This window comes from Methanoculleus methanifontis (assembly GCF_030464365.1).
In the GTDB taxonomy this organism is placed as follows: domain Archaea; phylum Halobacteriota; class Methanomicrobia; order Methanomicrobiales; family Methanoculleaceae; genus Methanoculleus; species Methanoculleus methanifontis.
Window position 1 is genome coordinate 31275 of record NZ_VCYI01000018.1, and the last position, 18855, is coordinate 50129.

The 18855-nt window shown below is 58.4% G+C and carries 21 protein-coding genes and 1 other RNA gene; 8 read left to right on the forward strand and 14 right to left on the reverse strand.

Annotated elements, in window-relative coordinates; translation table 11 throughout:
• Positions 1 to 37: 37 nt before the first annotated feature.
• From FGW20_RS11885 to FGW20_RS11895, 3 genes are all read right to left on the reverse strand, one after another.
• Positions 38 to 400 (reverse strand): hypothetical protein, encoded by a 363-nt coding sequence (locus FGW20_RS11885; RefSeq protein ID WP_273259256.1) that lies wholly within the window; start codon positions 398 to 400, stop codon positions 38 to 40.
• 257 nt (positions 401 to 657) lie between these two features.
• Positions 658 to 1329, reverse strand: coding sequence for a LolA family protein (locus tag FGW20_RS11890; RefSeq protein ID WP_273259255.1), 672 nt, complete (start codon positions 1327 to 1329; stop codon positions 658 to 660).
• Between the two features lie 33 nt (positions 1330 to 1362).
• The gene (locus tag FGW20_RS11895) at positions 1363 to 2124 is read right to left on the reverse strand and encodes a hypothetical protein (RefSeq protein ID WP_273259254.1); all 762 of its coding nucleotides are present in this window, start codon (positions 2122 to 2124) and stop codon (positions 1363 to 1365) included.
• A 796-nt stretch (positions 2125 to 2920) separates the two neighbouring features.
• Here FGW20_RS11895 and tpiA point away from each other — a divergent pair.
• On the forward strand, positions 2921 to 3589 hold the full coding sequence (gene tpiA / locus FGW20_RS11900; RefSeq protein WP_301678304.1) for a triose-phosphate isomerase: 669 nt from the start codon (positions 2921 to 2923) through the stop codon (positions 3587 to 3589).
• Positions 3590 to 3591: 2 nt separating this feature from the next.
• Here tpiA and FGW20_RS11905 read toward each other — a convergent pair whose 3' ends face one another.
• Positions 3592 to 4146, reverse strand: a complete 555-nt coding sequence (locus FGW20_RS11905; RefSeq protein ID WP_301678305.1) for a CBS domain-containing protein — start codon at positions 4144 to 4146, stop codon at positions 3592 to 3594.
• An 85-nt stretch (positions 4147 to 4231) separates the two neighbouring features.
• On the opposite strand from FGW20_RS11905, the gene FGW20_RS11910 reads away from it, so the two are divergent.
• The gene (locus tag FGW20_RS11910; protein ID WP_301678306.1) at positions 4232 to 4492 is read left to right on the forward strand and encodes a hypothetical protein; all 261 of its coding nucleotides are present in this window, start codon (positions 4232 to 4234) and stop codon (positions 4490 to 4492) included.
• Positions 4493 to 4533: 41 nt separating this feature from the next.
• Here FGW20_RS11910 and rnpB read toward each other — a convergent pair.
• Positions 4534 to 4875: RNase P RNA component (gene rnpB, locus FGW20_RS11915), an RNA gene on the reverse strand.
• A 169-nt stretch (positions 4876 to 5044) separates the two neighbouring features.
• Here rnpB and FGW20_RS11920 point away from each other — a divergent pair.
• Genes FGW20_RS11920 through arcS form a run of 4 tightly spaced genes read left to right on the forward strand, consistent with a single transcriptional unit; the run spans position 5045 to position 9279 of the window.
• Positions 5045 to 5605: a hypothetical protein gene (locus FGW20_RS11920; RefSeq protein ID WP_301678307.1), complete on the forward strand. Its 561-nt coding sequence runs from the start codon at positions 5045 to 5047 to the stop codon at positions 5603 to 5605.
• 29 nt (positions 5606 to 5634) lie between these two features.
• Positions 5635 to 6201 carry a TIGR00296 family protein gene (locus FGW20_RS11925; RefSeq protein ID WP_301678308.1) on the forward strand — a complete coding sequence of 189 codons (567 nt, stop codon included), beginning with the start codon at positions 5635 to 5637 and terminating at the stop codon, positions 6199 to 6201.
• 5 nt (positions 6202 to 6206) lie between these two features.
• Entirely contained in the window at positions 6207 to 7658 is a 1452-nt protein-coding gene (gene tgtA / locus FGW20_RS11930) for a tRNA guanosine(15) transglycosylase TgtA (RefSeq protein WP_301678309.1), read from the forward strand.
• Positions 7645 to 9279, forward strand: coding sequence for an archaeosine synthase subunit alpha (arcS, locus tag FGW20_RS11935; protein WP_301678310.1), 1635 nt, complete (start codon positions 7645 to 7647; stop codon positions 9277 to 9279). The genes tgtA and arcS overlap by 14 nt, the downstream gene beginning before the upstream one ends.
• A 649-nt stretch (positions 9280 to 9928) precedes the next feature.
• On the opposite strand, the gene FGW20_RS11940 is transcribed toward arcS, so the two are convergent.
• Positions 9929 to 10252 carry a YbjQ family protein gene (locus FGW20_RS11940; RefSeq protein WP_301678311.1) on the reverse strand — a complete coding sequence of 108 codons (324 nt, stop codon included), beginning with the start codon at positions 10250 to 10252 and terminating at the stop codon, positions 9929 to 9931.
• A gap of 3 nt (positions 10253 to 10255) precedes the next feature.
• Positions 10256 to 10411, reverse strand: a complete 156-nt coding sequence (locus tag FGW20_RS11945) for a hypothetical protein (RefSeq protein WP_301678312.1) — start codon at positions 10409 to 10411, stop codon at positions 10256 to 10258.
• Between the two features lie 180 nt (positions 10412 to 10591).
• Between FGW20_RS11945 and FGW20_RS11950 the strand changes: the two genes are divergently transcribed.
• Complete coding sequence (locus FGW20_RS11950; protein ID WP_301678313.1) at positions 10592 to 11452, forward strand: sulfide/dihydroorotate dehydrogenase-like FAD/NAD-binding protein; 861 nt, start codon at positions 10592 to 10594, stop codon at positions 11450 to 11452.
• The gene (gene gltA / locus FGW20_RS11955; RefSeq protein ID WP_301678314.1) at positions 11445 to 12788 is read left to right on the forward strand and encodes an NADPH-dependent glutamate synthase; all 1344 of its coding nucleotides are present in this window, start codon (positions 11445 to 11447) and stop codon (positions 12786 to 12788) included. The genes FGW20_RS11950 and gltA overlap by 8 nt, the downstream gene beginning before the upstream one ends.
• 526 nt (positions 12789 to 13314) lie before the next feature.
• Here the strand turns inward: gltA and FGW20_RS11960 are convergent.
• The 7 genes from FGW20_RS11960 to FGW20_RS11990 form a co-directional block, all read right to left on the reverse strand.
• Positions 13315 to 13902 carry a DUF4367 domain-containing protein gene (locus FGW20_RS11960; protein WP_301678315.1) on the reverse strand — a complete coding sequence of 196 codons (588 nt, stop codon included), beginning with the start codon at positions 13900 to 13902 and terminating at the stop codon, positions 13315 to 13317.
• 39 nt (positions 13903 to 13941) lie between these two features.
• Entirely contained in the window at positions 13942 to 15222 is a 1281-nt protein-coding gene (locus FGW20_RS11965; RefSeq protein WP_301678316.1) for a hypothetical protein, read from the reverse strand.
• 442 nt (positions 15223 to 15664) lie between these two features.
• Positions 15665 to 15790: a hypothetical protein gene (locus FGW20_RS11970; protein WP_301678317.1), complete on the reverse strand. Its 126-nt coding sequence runs from the start codon at positions 15788 to 15790 to the stop codon at positions 15665 to 15667.
• Positions 15787 to 16362, reverse strand: coding sequence for a hypothetical protein (locus FGW20_RS11975; protein WP_301678318.1), 576 nt, complete (start codon positions 16360 to 16362; stop codon positions 15787 to 15789). Before FGW20_RS11975 ends, FGW20_RS11970 begins: the two co-directional genes overlap by 4 nt.
• A 230-nt stretch (positions 16363 to 16592) precedes the next feature.
• Entirely contained in the window at positions 16593 to 17657 is a 1065-nt protein-coding gene (locus tag FGW20_RS11980; RefSeq protein ID WP_301678319.1) for an urease accessory protein UreH domain-containing protein, read from the reverse strand.
• Positions 17658 to 17663: 6 nt separating this feature from the next.
• On the reverse strand, positions 17664 to 18287 hold the full coding sequence (locus FGW20_RS11985; RefSeq protein WP_276833763.1) for a hypothetical protein: 624 nt from the start codon (positions 18285 to 18287) through the stop codon (positions 17664 to 17666).
• Positions 18284 to 18781: a LolA family protein gene (locus FGW20_RS11990; protein WP_496197203.1), complete on the reverse strand. Its 498-nt coding sequence runs from the start codon at positions 18779 to 18781 to the stop codon at positions 18284 to 18286. Before FGW20_RS11990 ends, FGW20_RS11985 begins: the two co-directional genes overlap by 4 nt.
• Between the last annotated feature and the right edge of the window lie 74 nt (positions 18782 to 18855).

Sequence of the window (18855 nt, forward strand, 5' to 3'; positions counted from 1 at the left end):
GTAGAGCACATCGATCACTCCACAGGCCATCCATCGATCATCGGTCCGTTCCCCTCGGAACCGATCGCCGTTCCCAGATATAGAGGATGGGAAAAGCAACGATACCAACAAGCACAATTCCCCGGAGAAGGGGGACAACGGGATACCCCAGTGCCAGATAGCGCAGAAGAACGATCATGGCTACTATGAGGTAGAAGACAACCGATCGCGCGAAGGTGATGCGGCGCTCCCCACCATCGATGAAGACGATGCGCGTCAGTAGCAGGCCGAGGAGGACGATGATGAGAAGCCAGAAGACCTGGTTGATGGAATACGCAAGGGACGCGTAGATATAGATCAGGAAGATCACGACGGCAAGGATGGCGTCGGTCACCTTCTCGACAACGACTCGCCTCTGCATCTTTCCTCCTTCCCTGTATCCGCTAACCGGAGGGAACGATGGAGGATAGGTATGGGGTTTTGATCGTCCGGCTGCCTTTCGTCCATACCACACCATAATAGAGAAATATACTGCAGTGATCGTCAATGCCAAGGGAAACAACAAGAACGCAGGTATTGGGAGGGGAGCTGTCGCGATGATGATAGCGACGATGATAATCGACACGAAAAAGACTACAACTGAGCGCCAGAGTGCCTCCTTGACGATAGGGTCGAGTTTCATATATACATCACCGACGCATCATCAGGAATCGTAAAGGTGAAATCACTATCATCTGCTGTGTAATTTATCGAATAATCTCGATATTCCAGGGTTAGCACTGGATTGCCCTTGTCCCAACTCTCCAGTTTCAACGGGATAAGACCATCGGGGTCGATCCACAGCAGATATTCTCTCGTATCTTCGTTATCCGACTCGCGAGAAGCCAGTTCTATCTTATAAGCAGAGGTTGAGTAGTGCGACTCCATTTCTTGACCTATTACCATGTATTTTTCAGAGATATTATCATTCAACAGCACATAGATCGCAGGTTCTGGTAGTTTCTCTGATGATGTCAGATTTCTAATGAACACTATATTTTTCTCAGGATCATAGATCCAGACTATATCTCCATTAGAAGTAACCTCTGAGCGTATAAATGAGCCGCTCTTTTCGATTCTTCGAAATTTGTCCGGTTTCTTTAAAAGTACATCATACTCGATAGTCTCCGTTTCATTTCCTATATATAAAGTAAGCTTCTCGATGTATGCCAGGCTCTCTACATTTGCCTGCTTTTCTGCGGCTTTTTGCAGAAGCGTATCCACATCTACGTCTGTTTCCAAACAACCGGAACAAACGAGTCCGAGTAATACGATAACCACTACAAATTGATAGCGCTGTTGTGTTGTCATAGCACACTCCACAAAAAGAGGTGTTTACCTGATTTACAGGCTGTCGTACATACATGCGGCTATTTCCACTCCTAAGCAAGCTACGGCAGGGGCGCAGGTATATGGAGTCATAAGAGCAACACATGGTTGTAACAACACTATACAAATTTCACAGACCGACACTCCAGGACAGGGGATTCCAGCAAGCGCACAGGCACAATTCAGGGTGATACAGTAAACAACTCTTTGCCAGTAATCCGGGTCCTCATCTGTTACAAAGAGATGTTCCGACGTTTTCTGGATGAATGAGCCCTCGTCGATAATGGTTTCCGTGACCATATTTCCATTGGCGTCAATTATGCTGAACTCGAGTGTGTACAGAGACTTTTCCTGGAAAATACACGTGTACTTGAGTACCCGGGCATTGTCATCGTCCCAGACCGCAACGATGTTTGATGTCTGGACCAAACCGTCTTTTTCAATAACAGATTCGATGGGCAGTACTACAGCCGTTGCATGCTTGATTGATCCGTCTTCAAGTTCCTTCTCGAAGGAGAATGCTTTCGCGTTGTCGACGATCATACTCAGATCTTCGGAACGTGGGATCTCTGAGAGTTTTTGCACCTCATTCAGGTTCAAAGCAGAAGCAACAACTTCGTACTTCTCCAGACCCGACAGATTGGTTTTTTGCAGGTCCAGTTCGGCATCGCCGCAAGGTGTTCCCGGTTCGCACGCCATCGCCGGCACCATCGCGACACTCACCAGCAGCACGGCGAAGAGCGTGGAGAGCGCCCGCATTCCAATGTTTCCGTTCATTTACTTTTCCTCCTATAACATCCCCGGAGGCAAAAGAGGCGCATCTTTAAGTACATTGAATGCAGACTACTCTTCTGCCTTCTGGGCTGTTTGGGGGTTCATCCGGTCTTGGACGGATGGGATGAACCTCCCTCATTTTTCAAACGCCATTTCCGGCATCCGCATAGGGACGTAGATGTCAATCTATTTATCTTTTCTGTCCAATCTCTCTACACGTCCGTCGGTTGTTCGCAAAACCGGGGTTTTCGATCCCATCCCGGGGGTCGGGGGCGCGGGAGAATGGCCGGTCTTGCGGCGGGATCGGATATCGTACCAACTCGCTCCCTCCGGTGCGCGCCGCGATTTCCGGGTGCGGAGGACAGAAAAAACCGTTATAATCTACGCCCCGCAAGAACGGCCGCGTCGGGCACAGGGGACCGCCGCGCGCCCTGCCGCAGGCGTCGGAGCAGGGAGGTTTCAGGCCGCCCGGCGCCATCGACCACCGCTTTCTCCGGTAGAACTTTACACCTGAAACTTCACGTGTAGCATTGCCTCATGCGACGTGCGGCATTCCACAGGAACGGAACATGAGAAGACCGAATATCTTCAGATGACCGGGGGGAGGACAACCTCAAAAGCATTCTTCAAGCCCTGAGCCAAAGGCAAAAAACGGCACCAAAAATACCACAGCAAAGAAGAAGAGATGGCATGCAATATATCACAGCAATATTAATAACCGCAGTGATAAACAAACACACCACTCAAGGCGGGCAGCAGCGATGCGTGGTAAGTACCCGCCTATTGGGGAGTAATGGATATGGTTTCACCGTTGATTCTGGTCAATCTCAAGACCTATCAGGAAGGTATGGGCAGCAACGCTCACCGGATCGCCGCTGCGGCCGAGACCGTGGCGAGAGAGAGCGGCGTCGTCATCGGCATCGCGCCGGTCTTCACCGAGATCCACCCGATGAGCCACCACTATGCGATACCCGTCTATGCCCAGCATATCGATGCGATCGCCCCCGGCGCTCATACCGGCCATATTCTCCCCGAGGCCGTCAGGGCAGCGGGTGCACGCGGCACGCTGATCAACCATTCCGAACACCGCCTCACCCTGGCCGATATCGACGCCTGCGTCCGGGCCGCGCAACGGCTTCACCTGGAGTCGGTCGTCTGCACGAACAACGACGCCACAAGCGCCGCCGCCGCCGCCCTCCACCCCGACTACGTGGCGATAGAGCCCCCGGAACTGATCGGGAGCGGGGTCTCCGTCTCGAAAGCCGACCCGGGGATCATCGAGCGGTCCGTCAACGCCGTCAGGGCGGTGAACCCGGAGACGAAAGTCCTGACCGGAGCGGGCATCCAGTCGGGCGAGTGTGTGAAGATCGCCGTCGACCTCGGGACATGCGGTGTCCTCCTCGCCTCAAGCGTGGTCAAGGCCGACGACCCCGAAGCGGTTCTCCGGGACCTGGTCTCGCTTCTCTGAAATCAGGTGATCAACGATATCAGGTCGTGCTTGGTGATCACACCTTGCACCTTCCCCTTCTCGATAACGACGACCGCATGGCTGTGGTGCAGGAGGTAGACGACCGTATCGATCGGCGCCGTCGGGGGAACCGTCGGGAACCCGGGCTCCAGGTAGTCCCGCACCAGTTTCCGGTGCGTCTGGTGGAACCCTCCTTCCTCCATGGCGTTCATGATCGCCGATTCGGATATGCACCCGACAGGCACGTCCTTCTCGAGCACCGGAAGCTGGGAGATACCGTTTGTGCCCATGATCTCGACGGCACGGCCGACGGGATCGTCCGGGGCGACGGAGAGCACGGGGGTGTGCATCACGTCGGCCGCCGTGATTGCCGAGTGCTCCGCTGCCCGCAGGACATCCACGATCTTGGCGAGCGTGCTCACCCTCGGGTCCACGCTGCCTGCCTCGATCCGCGCGACCATGGACTGGCTTATTCCTGCCATACGGGCTACATCTGCCTGCTTTAAGCCCATCCGGAGCCGTTTTTCCCGCAGTTCCGCCGGGGTGGGGATCTCCATCTTATTACTAATGGTAATTTTTTTACATATATATTTGCCTATAGGCACTGGAGAGGTTAATATACCCCCGGGCGCATGAGGGAGTATGGCCGTAACGGAGGAAGAACAGCAGACCGTCCTTGCGAAGATCAGGGATATCCTCTCGACCTACTACACCCGGGACGCCGTCCGGAGCGAACTGGAGGCCCTTGGGTTCGAAGTCCGGGCGGAGCACGGCGACGTCGTATCCATGGAGAACACACCTGCTGAGATCTTTGTCCAGATCTTCATAAACGAGCAGGGCGACGTCTTCGATTCGCACGTCGTGACGTTTGAGGAGATTGACCTGAGGCCGCGGGGCGGCTAAGGGTTAATAAAATCCTGTTGAAAAGAACTTGCGATTGTGAAGAGTGGGAGGAGTAAGCCTCCTTCTGTTCGGTGCGGCATTCAGCTACGCGCCATACCTGGGCGGATACCAGACGATCCATAAGCCCGATTCTGGCTTGCACCCGCAGGGATTCACCGTTTCATCGTTTCCCGCCGCTACGTTCAACGAGTTGCGTGGAAACCCGCGCCGCTCGCCCCCGGATGGAGGCTCGATCGTTTCATCACTGACGGCGGGCCGTGTCGTTTCTGTGTCATTGCCGTGACTCTCGCCACCCGCACTTGCATGCGGCTGCGTGTCTGGCCGGTGGGAGGACTTTCCTCAGCGGCACATGATGTGCCACCGTCGGCCGCACTCTCCCTCTCCCATATAATATCTACCACGGGAATATATACCCGTGCGGGTGCTCCGCCCGGGTTCTCCCCCAGCCGCCGAAAATAGAACCGTTCTACGGGCGTTTCCGGATCGGCCGCGCATACCATAACCAGCGATAATTTTTTATACCTGCTCCCGGGTCTTACCATTGGCGTTACCATGGGGGGAAGCGAAGTTCATACACACCTAGAGTTTGCGGCAATCTTTGCGGCGTTCGTCGCGGTCACCACACTCTTCTCGCTCGTCTCGTCCGGGGCGGGCGGCATGAACGGCGGCTCAACACCTGACTTGGACATGTATCCTGCCTTCGCCGCAGGCGAACCGTATCTAGAACAGGTCGGGGAAGTCACCGGCTTCTCGTCGATTCAGGGGCTCTCCGGCACCTTCGTGGATACCGTCGCCGTCCGCGTCGCCCATACCGGGGAAGGCAATCCAGTCGACCTTGCCCGGGCCACCGTGACGGTCATGGCAGGGACGTATCTTGAGATCCTCGCCCCGTCCAAAGACACCTTCCCGGAACCGGGGACGTGGTCGGCGGCAACACCCCGGGGCGACAACCTCCTTGGTGCCGGGGAGGAGTGCACGATCCGGCTCCGCCTCGACCGGCCCATCCCCGCAGGCGAGTCCCTGACCGTTCTGGTGCGCCCCGAAGGCAACGCGCCCTGCTCCATCACCTCTCCGGCCTGTGCTCCCGCTCCCTCTTCTCCCGAGAAAGACTAAAAGTATTCAATATCATACAACCCATTTTGATGGAAATGCTGACCCCGGAAGAAGGCAGAACGGCAGTTCGTCTGGCACGCAAAACCATCGAGACAGCCGTCGACGGCGAACGGACGGTGCTGCCCGATCTCCCAGAGGTTTTTGGGGAGAAACGCGGCGTCTTCGTCACGATCAAACGGCAGGGGCACCTCCGAGGATGCATCGGCCTCCCGTACCCGGTAAAACCGCTCGGCGACGCGATCCTTGAAGCGGCCGCATCGGCGGCTCTCGAGGATCCCCGTTTCCCCCCGGTATCGCGGCGGGAACTCGACGGCCTCGAGTTCGAGGTGACGGTGCTCACGCTTCCCCGGACGCTCGACTGCCCGCCACAGGAACGCCCCGACCACGTCGAGGTCGGGAAGCACGGCTTGATCGTCAGCGGCCTCGGGACCGGAGGTCTCCTCCTCCCGCAGGTCCCGACCGAGTACGGCTGGACCAGCAGAGAGTTCCTCGACCAGACCTGCGTCAAGGCCGGGCTTCCGCCCGGGTGCTGGAAGCGCACTGACGTCGCCGTGCAGACGTTCGAGGGGCAGATATTCGAAGAAAAGGCGGTTTAAACCGAATGGCAATTACTTTTGAAGTTATACACAAAGATATCGCAGGAAGGGTCGGCAAACTCAGGGTGAACGATAAAACGGTCCGGACGCCCGCGCTCCTCCCCGTCGTCAACCCCCACCTCCCCCTGGTCACCCCCCGCGAGATGCAGGAGATGGGCGTCGAAGCGCTGATCACGAACGCTTACATCTTCAGGCGGAGCACCGAATTCCACGACCGGGCACTCGCGGAAGGGCTTCACGGCGTCCTCGATTTCGACGGCGTCATCATGACCGACTCGGGCTCGTTCCAGCTCTCCGTCTACGGGGAGGTCGAGGTGAGCAACCCCGACACGCTCGAGTTCCAGCAGGCAATAAAAAGCGACATCGTCGTCCCCCTGGACATCCCCACCCCGCCGGACGCAGGGCCCGGGAGGGCGGCACGGGAACTCGCGGTCACGATGGAGCGGATCCGGGAAGCACAGGCCCTCTTCCCCGACGCGAACCTGGCAGCGCCGGTGCAGGGCGGCATCTTCACCGACCTCCGCGAGAAGGCGGGCCGCGCCGTCCGGGACCTCGACTTCACCTTTGCTCCCATCGGCGCTGTGGTGCCCCTGATGGAGAGTTACCGCTACAAAGAACTCGTGCAGGTCGTCCTTGCGGCGAAACGCGGCCTCTCCCCGGGTACCGCCGTCCACCTCTTCGGCGCAGGCCACCCGTCGATGTTCGCCCTCGCCGTCGCGATGGGCTGCGACCTCTTCGACTCGGCCGCATACGCCCTCTTCGCGCGGGAGGGGCGCTACATCACCCCGCACGGGAGCCTTAAGATCGACGAACTCGCGGAACTCCCCTGCCCCTGCCGGGTCTGCCGCTCGATGACCGCCGACGAACTCCGGAAGTCCGATGACCGGGAGCGGCTGCTCGCCCTCCACAACCTGCACGTCACTCTTGCGGAGATCGCCCGCATCCGGCAGGCGATCCAGGACGGGACGCTCTGGGAGCTCGTCGACGAGCGGTGCCGGAGCCACCCGCGCCTGCTCGACGGCTACCGGGAACTCCTCGCCCACGTTGCGGAACTCGAACGCGACGATCCCGTCTCCAAACGCCGGTTCTTCTACCGGGGCTCGGAGACCTGCCGGAGAACCGAGGTGCTCCGGTTCCACGAGGTCATCCCCCGCATCCCCGTCGGCGAGCGGGTGCTCATCTCGTTCGACGGGCAGGAAGCGTCCGGGTTCGACACCGTCCTGAACTTCAAACCACCTTTCGGCCCCTACCCCGTGGAACTCGCGGAGACCTTCCCGGTAGGCCAGAGCGAGGTTCCGGAGTGGGACGATGATATGGTCAGGTCGGGGTGTGCAGGCATCCGGGCGCTGATGGGAGCGCACCCGGAGAGCCGGTTTGCCGTCCGGTGCGGCAAGAAGTGGGCGAGCCTCGTCCTCGAAGAGGTGCCCGGTGCGGAGGTGCTCCATGAGCAGGTATGAGGCGCAGAAGCGCGACGGCCTCGCCCGGGTAGGAACCTACGAGCACGAAGAGGCAAGCGTATCCCTCCCCGCCGCCCTCGATACGGGCGCCCTCTTCCCCGCGCTCCGCGACCGGGGTCTCTCGAACGTCCCGCTCGCCATCGACCCGGCGTTCGTGGAGAACTACTTTTCCCCCGGCGAGGGGCAGCCGGTGGCCGTCCACCCGCTCGCCGCCTCGGCGGAGTCCGGTGACTGCATCATGGTCGCGAACTGGCACACGGCGGAGAAAAACCCCCGGAGTTACGCGGGATGGCTTGCCGGCTTGAAAGAGAAGATCCCGCCGGATACCGCGTGGTACGCCCCGGCTGCGGCGCTCCCCTCGACCGCCTGCCTCCTCGTCTACTCGGGCTTCGACCTCTTCGACTACCGGGGTGTCGACCTCGCTTCCGCGCAGAAGAAGTTCTGCCTGCCGGAAGGCGAGTTCCCCGCATCGATGATGGAGACCGGGGTCTGCGGGTGCGAGGGGTGCCGGGAGGGTGACCTTCTCCGGCACAACCGTCTCGCGCTCGACCGCGAGGTTGCCCTTGTGCGGCACTACATCGAGGTGGGCAGGCTCCGGGAACTGATGGAAGCCCGGTGCCGCACGGATGCCGCACAGGTCGGTATCCTCCGGTTCCTCGACCGCAACTATGCGTTCATGGAGCGCTCCCTTCCGGTGGCGCGGGCGGTGCCGATGCGGGCCAGCACCGCCGAGTCGCAGAACCGGGCGGAAGTCCGGCGGTTCGCCGACCGGGTGATCGAGCGGTTCGTCCCGACCCGGACGGATGTCGCGGTCCTCCTCCCCTGCTCGGCGAGGAAGCCCTACTCGCTCTCCCGGAGTCACCGGCTCTTCGTGAACACGGTGAACCGGCGGGCGCACGAACTGATCGTCACCTCGCCCCTCGGCCTCGTGCCGAGAGAACTCGAGCGGATCTACCCGGCGGCGCACTACGACGTGCCGGTGACCGGCTACTGGGACCGCGAGGAGTGCGCCTTCATCGCCGATATCCTCACCCGCTACTTCGCCGCACACCCCTACCGCCGGGTGATCGCGCACCTCGAGGGCGGGGCGCTCACGGTTGCGGAGATGGCGGCGGAAGCCTGCGGCATCGACCTCGAGGTGACCTGCGAGGGCCACCCGACGTCCCCGGATTCCCTGCGGGCATTAAACGCCGCCCTCGAAGGCGAGCGGAGGATGCAGACCGACACCATCCGGGGCACGGTCTCCTGGCAGTTCGGGACGGAGATCAGCACGAAGGGTCTCCAGCTCCGGGGGAGGAGCATGCAGATGGCGGTGCTCCGCGGGAAGCAGCAACTCTTCAGCGTCGACGCGGGGACCGGGCTCTTCCGCCCGACGTTTGCGGGATGGGAACTGATCCCGGAGGGGTACCGGGTCAGGATCGACGAATTCGTGCCGCAGGGCGACGTCCTTGCCCCGGGCATCACGATGTGTGATCCCCGGATACGGGAGGGAGACGAGGTGCTGGTCGAAGGCCCGCTCGCGATCGCCACCGGCCGGGCGATGATGGGCGCGGACGAGATGCTCCGGTCGAAGCGCGGTGTCTCGGTCAGGGTAAGGAAGGTGAAGAAGCTCGGGGAGTGAGTGGGTTCGGGGGGTCGGTTCCCCCTGGGCTCATGTTTTGTGGCGCTCAAATTTAGAATCATCGAGATCCATTGTCTTTTGCGCCTGCGACGTTCAAGGGTTGAAACTGGCGAGCGAGGAAAAATCCCGGTACAGTGGACCGTGGTGGATATCGCCATTGGGGGTGGGGCTGACGGGGAGTGCGATGGTTCATAGAACCGGAGCTCGACCACCGTCAGGTGGGAAGGGGGGAGCATCCCCCCTCCCCTGTCTCTACCCCAGAAGGCTATACCTGTGCCCCCACTCGAAGACCTTCGGTCTTCTCAAGCTCCGGACGTCCCGTCCGTCGCACCCCGCCCGGCCTTCGGCCTCCTCCCCCGCACCTTCGGTGCCCATGCTCCGGCCCTATGGCCCATCGCACCCCGCCCCGGGGGGCGGGGGCAGTGCGTGGCGAGAAGCGATGGTTCGGAGAACCGGAGCTAGAGCACCGAAGGTGCGAAGCCGATGGAAATCCGTGTTACGGAAATGTGTGAGTAGCAAGAGTTTTAACCCCCAGCAAGAGGTCAAACACGTTCCCGATACCCACGGCCTCAAATCCGTGCTGCAAATCCTAAACAAAAAAGAACGACAGGATCCCCTGCCCCGAAAACCCCAAAAACCCGAAAAACCCTTACTTCTTCGGGACGAGTTTCACCGCCGTCCCGTAGGCCAGGAGTTCCGCCGCACCCCCCATTGTCTGCGACGTCGCAAACCGGATATTCACCACCGCATCGGCCCCGAGGTCGTGCGCGGCATTGGCCATCCGGTTGTAGGCCTCGGTCCGGGCGTCGGCGAGCATGGACGTGTATTCCTCGAGTTCGCCGCCGACAAGGCTCTTGAGCCCTGCAGTGATATCCCTTCCTACGTTCTTCGCCCGTACGGTGTTGCCGGAGACCACGCCGAGAACCTCCCCTGCGGCGTAGCCCGGCACTTCTTCAGTCGTCGTCAGTATCATTGTTCACTCCTTGATTGCTTCGATGGTATCCTCGCGCCCCCGCCAGATGATCAGCGCGAGGCCGATCACGATGAGCGGGATGCCGAAGATAGGAATTAGCAGTGCGAGCACCACGCCGATGAAGGTCAGTGCAATTCCCCAACGTGCCGGATTCCGCATACCTATTCCCTGTGACGGATCAACGGATAATCGTTCGCGTTTTTACCCGGCACCCATACCCAACGCGGTCTGTCCCGGTGTCGCTTTCAGGGTTGAGCAGCTGCAGTAAAGAGGCTGAAGCCACAATATGTACGAAGCGTTAGATGCATTTCGACGTCAAGAAGACCAACATCATCAGGAGTGAAGCGGTTGTATACGATAGAATTAGCGACCAAACTCGCCGACCGGGTTTACGAATACTGGATACGTGCGCCGCAGGTGGCGCAGCACGCACGGGCAGGCCAGTTTATCATCCTGCGCCTGCATGAGAAGGGCGAGCGGATACCGCTCACCATCTCCGCGGTCAGGGGAGACACCGTCCGGGTGATCTTCATGACCGTCGGCAAGACGACCGAGGAGCTTGCGACCCTCGGCGCGGGCGACAGCATCAGCGACGTCGTGGGACCGCTCGGCAAACCGAGCGAGATCGCCGACTACGGCACCTGTTGCGTCATCGGCGGCGGTGTCGGGATCGCGAGCACACCCCTCATCGCAAAGGAACTCAAAGATGCCGGCAACCACGTCATCGGGATCATCGGGGCGCGGAGCGCCGATCTCCTCATCCTGGAGGACGAGATGGAGGAGATCTGTGACGAGCTCTACGTCACGACCGATGACGGGAGCAAGGGCGTGCATGGGTTTGCAGCCGACGTCCTGAAGAAACTGCTCGAGGAGAGGAAGATTGACCGGGTCTGGATCATCGGCCCCGCCATCATGATGAAGGTCACCTCCGGCGTGACGGTGCCCTACGGTGTGAAGACCTACGTCAGCCTCAACCCGATCATGGTCGACGGGACGGGGATGTGCGGCTCCTGCCGGGTGACCGTTGCAGGAGAGACGAAGTTCGCCTGCGTCGACGGCCCCGAGTTCGACGCCCACCAGGTCGATTTCGCCGAACTGATGCAGCGGCAGCGGATCTACACCACGCAGGAGAAGGAGTCGCTCGAGCGGTTCGCGGAGCGCCGGTGCCGGTGCGGCGAAGGGGGCCACCACCATGAGTGACCGGCCGGCCGACGTCCGGATCAAGGACTTTGGGGAGGTCGACTGCGGCCTCTCCGCCGACGAGGCCGTCGCCGAGGCGGAGCGGTGCCTGCAGTGCAAGAAACCCCTCTGCGTCAGCGGCTGCCCGGTCTGCATCGACATCCCTGCGTTCATCGGGCACGTTGCGGAGGGGGACTTCTCCGCGGCCGCACGGGCGCTCAAGGAGCAGAACATGCTCCCGGCCATCTGCGGGCGTGTCTGCCCGCAGGAGACCCAGTGCGAGGGCGTCTGCATCCTCGGCAACAAAGAGACCCCGATCCGGATCGGCGCGCTCGAGCGGTTCGTGGCCGACTGGGAACGGGAGAACGACCCCGCCCTCCCCGATGTGGCAAAGCCGACCGGGAAGCGGGTGGCGGTCGTGGGCTCCGGCCCGGCGGGGTTGACGGCTGCGGCCGAACTCGCCCGCGCCGGCCATGCCGTCACGATCTTCGAGTCGCTCCACGAGGCCGGCGGTGTCCTGACCTACGGCATCCCCGCGTTCCGGCTCCCCAAGGATGTCGTCAAAGCGGAGGTCGAGCAGGTGCTCGCCCTCGGCGCTCGCTTAAAGAAGAACTACCTTGTCGGAAGAAGCGTCGGCGTGGACGAACTCCTCGGCTACGATGCGGTCTTCCTCGCGACCGGGGCGGGGCTTCCCGCGTTCATGTGCATCCCCGGGGAGAACTTAAACGGCGTCTACTCGGCAAACGAGTTCCTGACAAGGGTGAACCTGATGCACGCCGAGGCGTTTCCCGAGTCCGATACGCCGGTCCTGCACGGGGCCCGCGTAGCGGTGATCGGCGGCGGCAACGTCGCGATGGACTCCGCAAGGGTGGCTCGCCGCCTGGGCGCAAAGGTCTCGTTGATCTACCGGCGGGGCGAGGAGGAGATGCCGGCACGGCGGGCCGAGGTCCTGCACGCGAAGGAGGAAGGGATCGAGTTCCTCACCTGCACGAACCCGACCCGGATCCTCGGCGAGCAGTGCGTCACGGGGATCGAGTGCGTGAAGATGTCGCTCTGCGGCATCGACGCAAGCGGCCGCGCATCCCCAAAGCCCATCGAGGGGAGCGAGTTCACTCTCGATGTGGACATGGTTATCCAGGCGATCGGCACGAGCCCGAACCCGCTCCTCGTCTCGCTGATCCCGGGGCTTGAGCGCGGCCGGAGAGGCAACGTCGCCGTCGACGAGAACGGCCGGACGTCCATCCCCCACGTCTACGCCGGCGGGGACATCGCCACCGGCGCAGCGACGGTGATCGAGGCGATGGGCTCGGCGAAGAAGGCGGCCGCGGCGATCGACGCGATGCTGAAGGGAGAGTAACTTTTTTTTTTGGATCGGCCGAGGGTTTCTGCCGGAGTAGTATCGGTTCAACCGATTTTTCGGATGTGCCGTCCGGAGCGCGAGCACCATCAGGTGCGATTGCGCGTTCCCCTCCCGGTTAAGGAGTTTTGGGGCGAACTTTCCGATACACCGGGCAACGTCTGGGTAAATGGGGTTTGAGGATAGAAGTACCTCGCTGGATTCCTTACTCCTGTCCTGCGTTTGCATGAGACTTTCTCCGCGTTGCGTTCCAGTCCCATGCCAGGTACATACCGAGAATCCGATCTCTTTACACGTTTGCCGGTCATTCACAAAAGCACAGCGCTCGATCCTGCTCTGGAGGACGGAGCAGAGAAGAAGGGGTGCTCTATCGGCGAAGTCGGCCGACGAGCCGGTGGGAGAGGGCGCCGAGTTCGATCCCGGCTCCGAACGCTGTTTTCTTGCCGCCGGTGATCGGACTTGTGGTATACGGCAATAAGGAGTTTTCGTCCGGCTCCCCTCCCCGTAAAAGGACCGGTAGTGTTTTTTAGGGAATAGACTGCGTCACCCGGATCAATTCTTCACGGTCAAGCGACCCGCGCACATGGTACGTAGCGTTCCCGGCCGCCGTCCAGACGATCAGCCGTTCCGATTCGGTTTCGTAGATCAGCCCTGTATACCCGTTTATGTCAACGGGTTCCGGCTCATTGTGAACAATCTGATCTTTTGCATGGATATTATACCCGTATTTGCTCCAAGTGACGTCGAGCAGCGTCATATCGGTAGTCCACGATGCGTTCTGTATCGTATCATTACGCGCGTAGCGCAGGGTTTCGCCGATCGTCGTGTAGTGGCCGTAAGTCTCGTTCCAGACGGTGGATATCAGGAGGCCGTAGAGAGTATACTCCTTGGGGATGTACGACGGTGGGGGAAAACTCGTGTATTCGGCGGGGTCCTCCCATTCCTCGATCCTGATGAAGGCTGAATCCCGGAGTGATGGTGCATTATCGGGGGGGAGTTCGGTTATGGCGTCCATTGTGGGTGTAACCCCTGCGGGATCGGTGGCCACGGGCTCGATGCACCCCGCGGTGAGGAGAATAAACGAGAGTATTACCATGACATGGTGAGGTTTCACGTGATTGTTCCCTCCATAAATTAAAAAAATAGATATAGTCTAAGATGAACCACTTCCACTACAGTAGGTGTGTGTATAGATTATACCCGACCCGGTTGAATACGACGTGCTCACATAAGAATCGTGTTGCCGGTCGTAGTACGAGAATACATCTGCCGGTCTGTCCCAGGTACTTCCCTGCCTGCACCATTCATCCATTATCGGCGATGTGCGTGCATCAAAGGAAAAGGTCGAGTCGTCCCAGAGCAATAACTCCGAGGACCCTACACTTCGCTTGATGAATTGACTCGGATCGCTATCATCATCGTAATAATAGTACCCCAGCCATTCTTCGGTTGTCGTATCCTGGAGCCAGATCTCATATTTCCCCAACGTGGAACCACTACCGATCAGTACGTAGTAATTATACTCGTGAGGGAGGGATGATCTGGATACGTCGATATACGGGTCGGGACCCGGATAAATCAGAGAACCTTCGTCATATACTACCGGATATAACTTGATGTTCCCCACTCCGGGAAGGGCATCTTCGTACTCGACAACAATTTCAATTGTGTCAAGGGGTTCCCCTGATGCATCGAAACGGTTTAAATTTATCTCTCTTTCCTGGAAAATCGTGTATCTAGCTCCGGAATTTGAATAGTAGTATGGCCTAATTTTCCCTGTAAGATATGTAACTTCATTTCCTGAATCGGCCCTAAACCTTACTCTGGAGAGGTATTGCTGCCCATCACGTTCCATGTTAACTTCAAGTGAATTAATCACCGCTAGATCGCTATCTGATAATTTGGATCGAGAGCTGCTTGCGGTGTTCTCCGGGTGCTGTCGGTAATAAGTACTGATATCTGTATAATGTGAAAAATATTCCAGCGGGAAACTCAGGTCGATGCAACCAGGGTCTCCATTCAATGCCCTTAACATTGTATCAGGTATTGTTAATACTGCTACAGGGTCATCTTCAGCAATTCCTACCTGTATTAGGTAATCCGGAGATTTTTCTACAGAACAATCCGATTCTCCAAATGCGGAGAAGGGAAGAGATAATTCAACGATTCCGGGGGATTGCAGTCCTACCTGTTTTGTAACATATGCTTCGGATAGGATGATCGTCGTTAGGTCGGATCCTGTCATTGCCGACGCTGGCTCGACACCGCTCCAGTCAAAGAGGGGAGGTTGGACACTATCAACCAATCGAAACGTTGTATTATGGGGTTCTGCCTGGGGGTTGTTCGTTGCACTCACCACTGACACAACACCCGCGCTCACCAGCAACACAGCAAAGAGCGCGGAGAGTGCCCGCATTCCAATCTTTCCATTCATTTGCTTTCCTCCTGTAACGTTCCCGGAGGCAGAAGAGGCACAACCTTAATGTACATGGAATGCGAACTATTCCTTCGCCTTCGGGCAGTGGGGGGGCTCATCCGGTCTTGGACGGATGGGGTGAGCCTCCGCGGTTTTGCGAACGCTGTTTTGAGCATCTGCATATGGGGATAGACCCGGGCCTATATAGCATTTCTCTCACAATCATCTACATGTCCATTGGCCGTTTGTGAAAGTGAGACGATCGATCCGGCGGCAGGGAGCACGGACACAGGAGAGAGGCTATTCTCACGGCAAGGTAGGTAGTGCGGGTATGATGGTTTCCAGCAACTTACTGCCATAGACACCTTGACACCGAAACAGAGGTTGTATAGCACCACTCCGGCCTCACCTTTGGGGGCGGTGAACTAACCCTGCCTTTACAGATGAGGTTTCTCGGCTGTCATCCCCTACTCCAGGCTATCCAGAGGATCGCGCCCAGGATCGGCATGACGACGTAGCCCCCGGCGCCGCAATGGGGATACGCCACGACAACCCCCAGGACAGCCAGGATGTGTTCTGAATTCATTTCGTATTACTCCCATCTTCGGAGTTCGGGCGGCGAAACGAGATGACCGCGCGGAGGAGGATGTAGAAGACGGCGGCGACCAGCACGCACTCGAGGTAGAACCCGAGGAACGTAAACGCGGAAAACACCAGACCATGTGCTAACGAGTCTTCGGCGAGCGGCAGTGCGCTCATGGCGTCGTCAAGAAGCCACCCGAAGATCGGCAGCCTGTCCGCGAGCAGCGGGGGCTCGCCTCTCCAGCGGTGCGGGGTTATGAACAGGGGGAATACCAACGGTGTCATTGCTGCGGCGGTAACGAGCATCGTCTGGATTCGCCCGTGAAACGAGAGGACGCCTGCAACGAGCGGGAACGGTGTCGCAGCCCCCGCAACTGCAAGGATCATGAGCACCAGGAAGAGGGTGAGGAGGGCGTAGAGCGGCATGGGCCCCGGGTGGCCCGAGGCGACGCTGGCGACACATACCCAGACGGCCCACGCGATGACCGCAACGAGCGGCGGGATTGCAAACCGCAGCCGGCTCCGGGAGATAGACTCGTAAAGGCAGGGGAAAGCCGATGTATTCGTATGAGGCATTTATTACTCCATGTCGTTAAACCAGGCATCCGCACAGGGACGTGGGCGTCAAGCCATTTACGTTTTCTGTCCTTTTTCTTTACACGTCCATCGACTGCTTGCAAAAATGAGGCATTCGGTCTCATCCTGAAGGATGCAGGTGCAGGGTAACGGATATTCTCGCGGCAAGGAAGATCGTGCAAGGTACGCCAGTCGATCCGGAGGATGGGTATCTGCTGATCCAGCAGTGTTTACCCCCAGAAGATGAGCCAGACCCCGAATCCTATCAACAGGATCCCGCTTCCCGCTCGAATAACGTCCCTGTACTCCCGTATCCTGCTTGATGAGGCGTATCCACCGAGGACTCCGACGCCGAGAAACGGCGTGAGCACCCCGGCTCCGAAGACCAGCAGGAGCGATAAATCCTGTACGGTGCCGTCGATCAGGATTCTGCTCAGCAGGACGAGGAGCATCGGTGCGGCGCACGGGGCCTTGACGATTGAAAATATCATGCCCAGAATGAACAACCCGGCAAGCGTGGTTGCATGCTTCCGTATGGATGACTTAACGTAGTCGTCCGCGGAGATCGGGAGTTTTATCAACCCAAGCAGGTTCACCCCGGTGAGTATCGTGATCAGTCCTGCCGCGACGGCGAGGTACGGACCGAAACCACCAAGGGACATCCCTGCCAGCAGGAAGCAGCACCCCAGGACGATATACGCGGCTACCAGCCCCAGACCGAATATTACAGAGTTCAGGAGACTGCTTCTCAGCCCTTTGCCCGACCCGGTGACGTACACCAGTATGAATCCGAGTATTGCCATCAGGCAGGGTGAGAACCCGGAGAAAAGGCCCAGGGAGAATGCAAACGGGATATTCCAGTTAATCGGCGGCGAGTTCTCCTGCGGCTCAGCACCGGCAAGGGACTGCTCGATCGCCGCCCTGAGGTTCTCGTCGGTGATCTCCTCTTTGGGAATTGTGACGGTGCCGTTCACGACTACGGCCGGGACTTCGAGAAATGCGTACGCGTTCCATCGCTCCCAACTGTCCACAGTCTCGACGTCGATCCATTCGATCGTGAGGGCGCCGTCGTAGGTGCTTTCCAGGTCCGCAATCAGCGGATCAGTCAGTTTGCAGTCCGGGCACCGGTCCATGTGGTAGTATTCGAGGGGGATCGTTGAGGCCGCGACTGCAGGAATGCACAGAGTGCATGCGATGAGCAGAGCGGCAAGCACCTGCACTGCCTTTACGGTCATGAGCCCTCTACCTCTCACAGGGGTGCGCAGAACACATCGATCACTCTGCTGGTCATCCATCAGCCATCAATCCGCTCCCTCCGGTGCGCGCCGTCGTTCCCAGATATAGAGGATGGGAAAAGCAACGATACCAACAAGCGCGATTGCCTGGAGGAGGGGGAGAACGGGGTACCCCAGTACCAGGTAGCGCAGAAGGACGATCCCAGTTGCTCCGAGGTAGAAGATGGCCGATCGTGCGAAGGTGATGTGGCGCTCCCCACCATCAATGAAGACGATGCGCGTCAGAAGCAGGCCGAGGATGACAAGGACAGGGAGCCAGAATATCTGGTTGATGGAGTATGCAAGGGACGCATAGCTATAGATCAGGAAGATCGTGACAAGAAGGGCGGCGTCGGTCATCTTCTCAACGATGCCTCTTCTCCGTGCTGTCTTCTTTTCTCCGCGCTTCCCCAGTCGAAACGCATGACGAAGGATATTCGCGGGATTGGGGTCGGTCAGGCCTTCTTTTCGTCTATACCACACCATAACGCAGGCGACTATTGCAGCGATCATCAATGGCAGGGGTAAGAGCAAAAAAGCTGGCAATGGGAGGTAGTCTGTTGTGATGATGTAAGCGATGACGATAAGCGAGATTCCAAAGGTTGCAACTGAACGCCACAACTCTTCTTTGGCAATAGTATCAATCTTCATGCGTACACCACCGATGCGCCATCGGGAATCGTGAACGTGAACTCATCATCATTTATCACGCAATTCATTGAGTAATTTCGATATTCCAGGGTTAGCACCAGATTGCCCTTATCGTAACTCTGCAGTTTTAACGGGGTCATATTTTTGGAGTCGATCCACAATACGTACTCTTTTGTGTTGTCCTCGCGGTCCAACTCGTGAGGAGTCAGTTTTACTTTATAGACCGGAATTGAGTTGATTGATTCTATCCCTTGTTCCTCTACCGTGTAATTTTTAGTAATGTTGTCGGTCAGTAATGTGTAGATCGCAGGCGCTGGTCTCTTTTCAGATGGTGTCAAGTGTCTTACGAGCACATTATTTTTCTCCGGATCATAGATCCAGACGACATCTCCATTTGAAACGATCTTCAAGCGTGTAAAAGAGTCACTTTTTTCAATCTTTCGGCTCTGTTGAAACCCTCTAGTCGAGGGTCGGCTCCATCTGAGGGGAAAGATCTATAAAACCGTTGCTCCTTGTGTTAATGACGAAACCAACAACAAGGAGCAGAGTTAGTGTCGACGAATGGCTA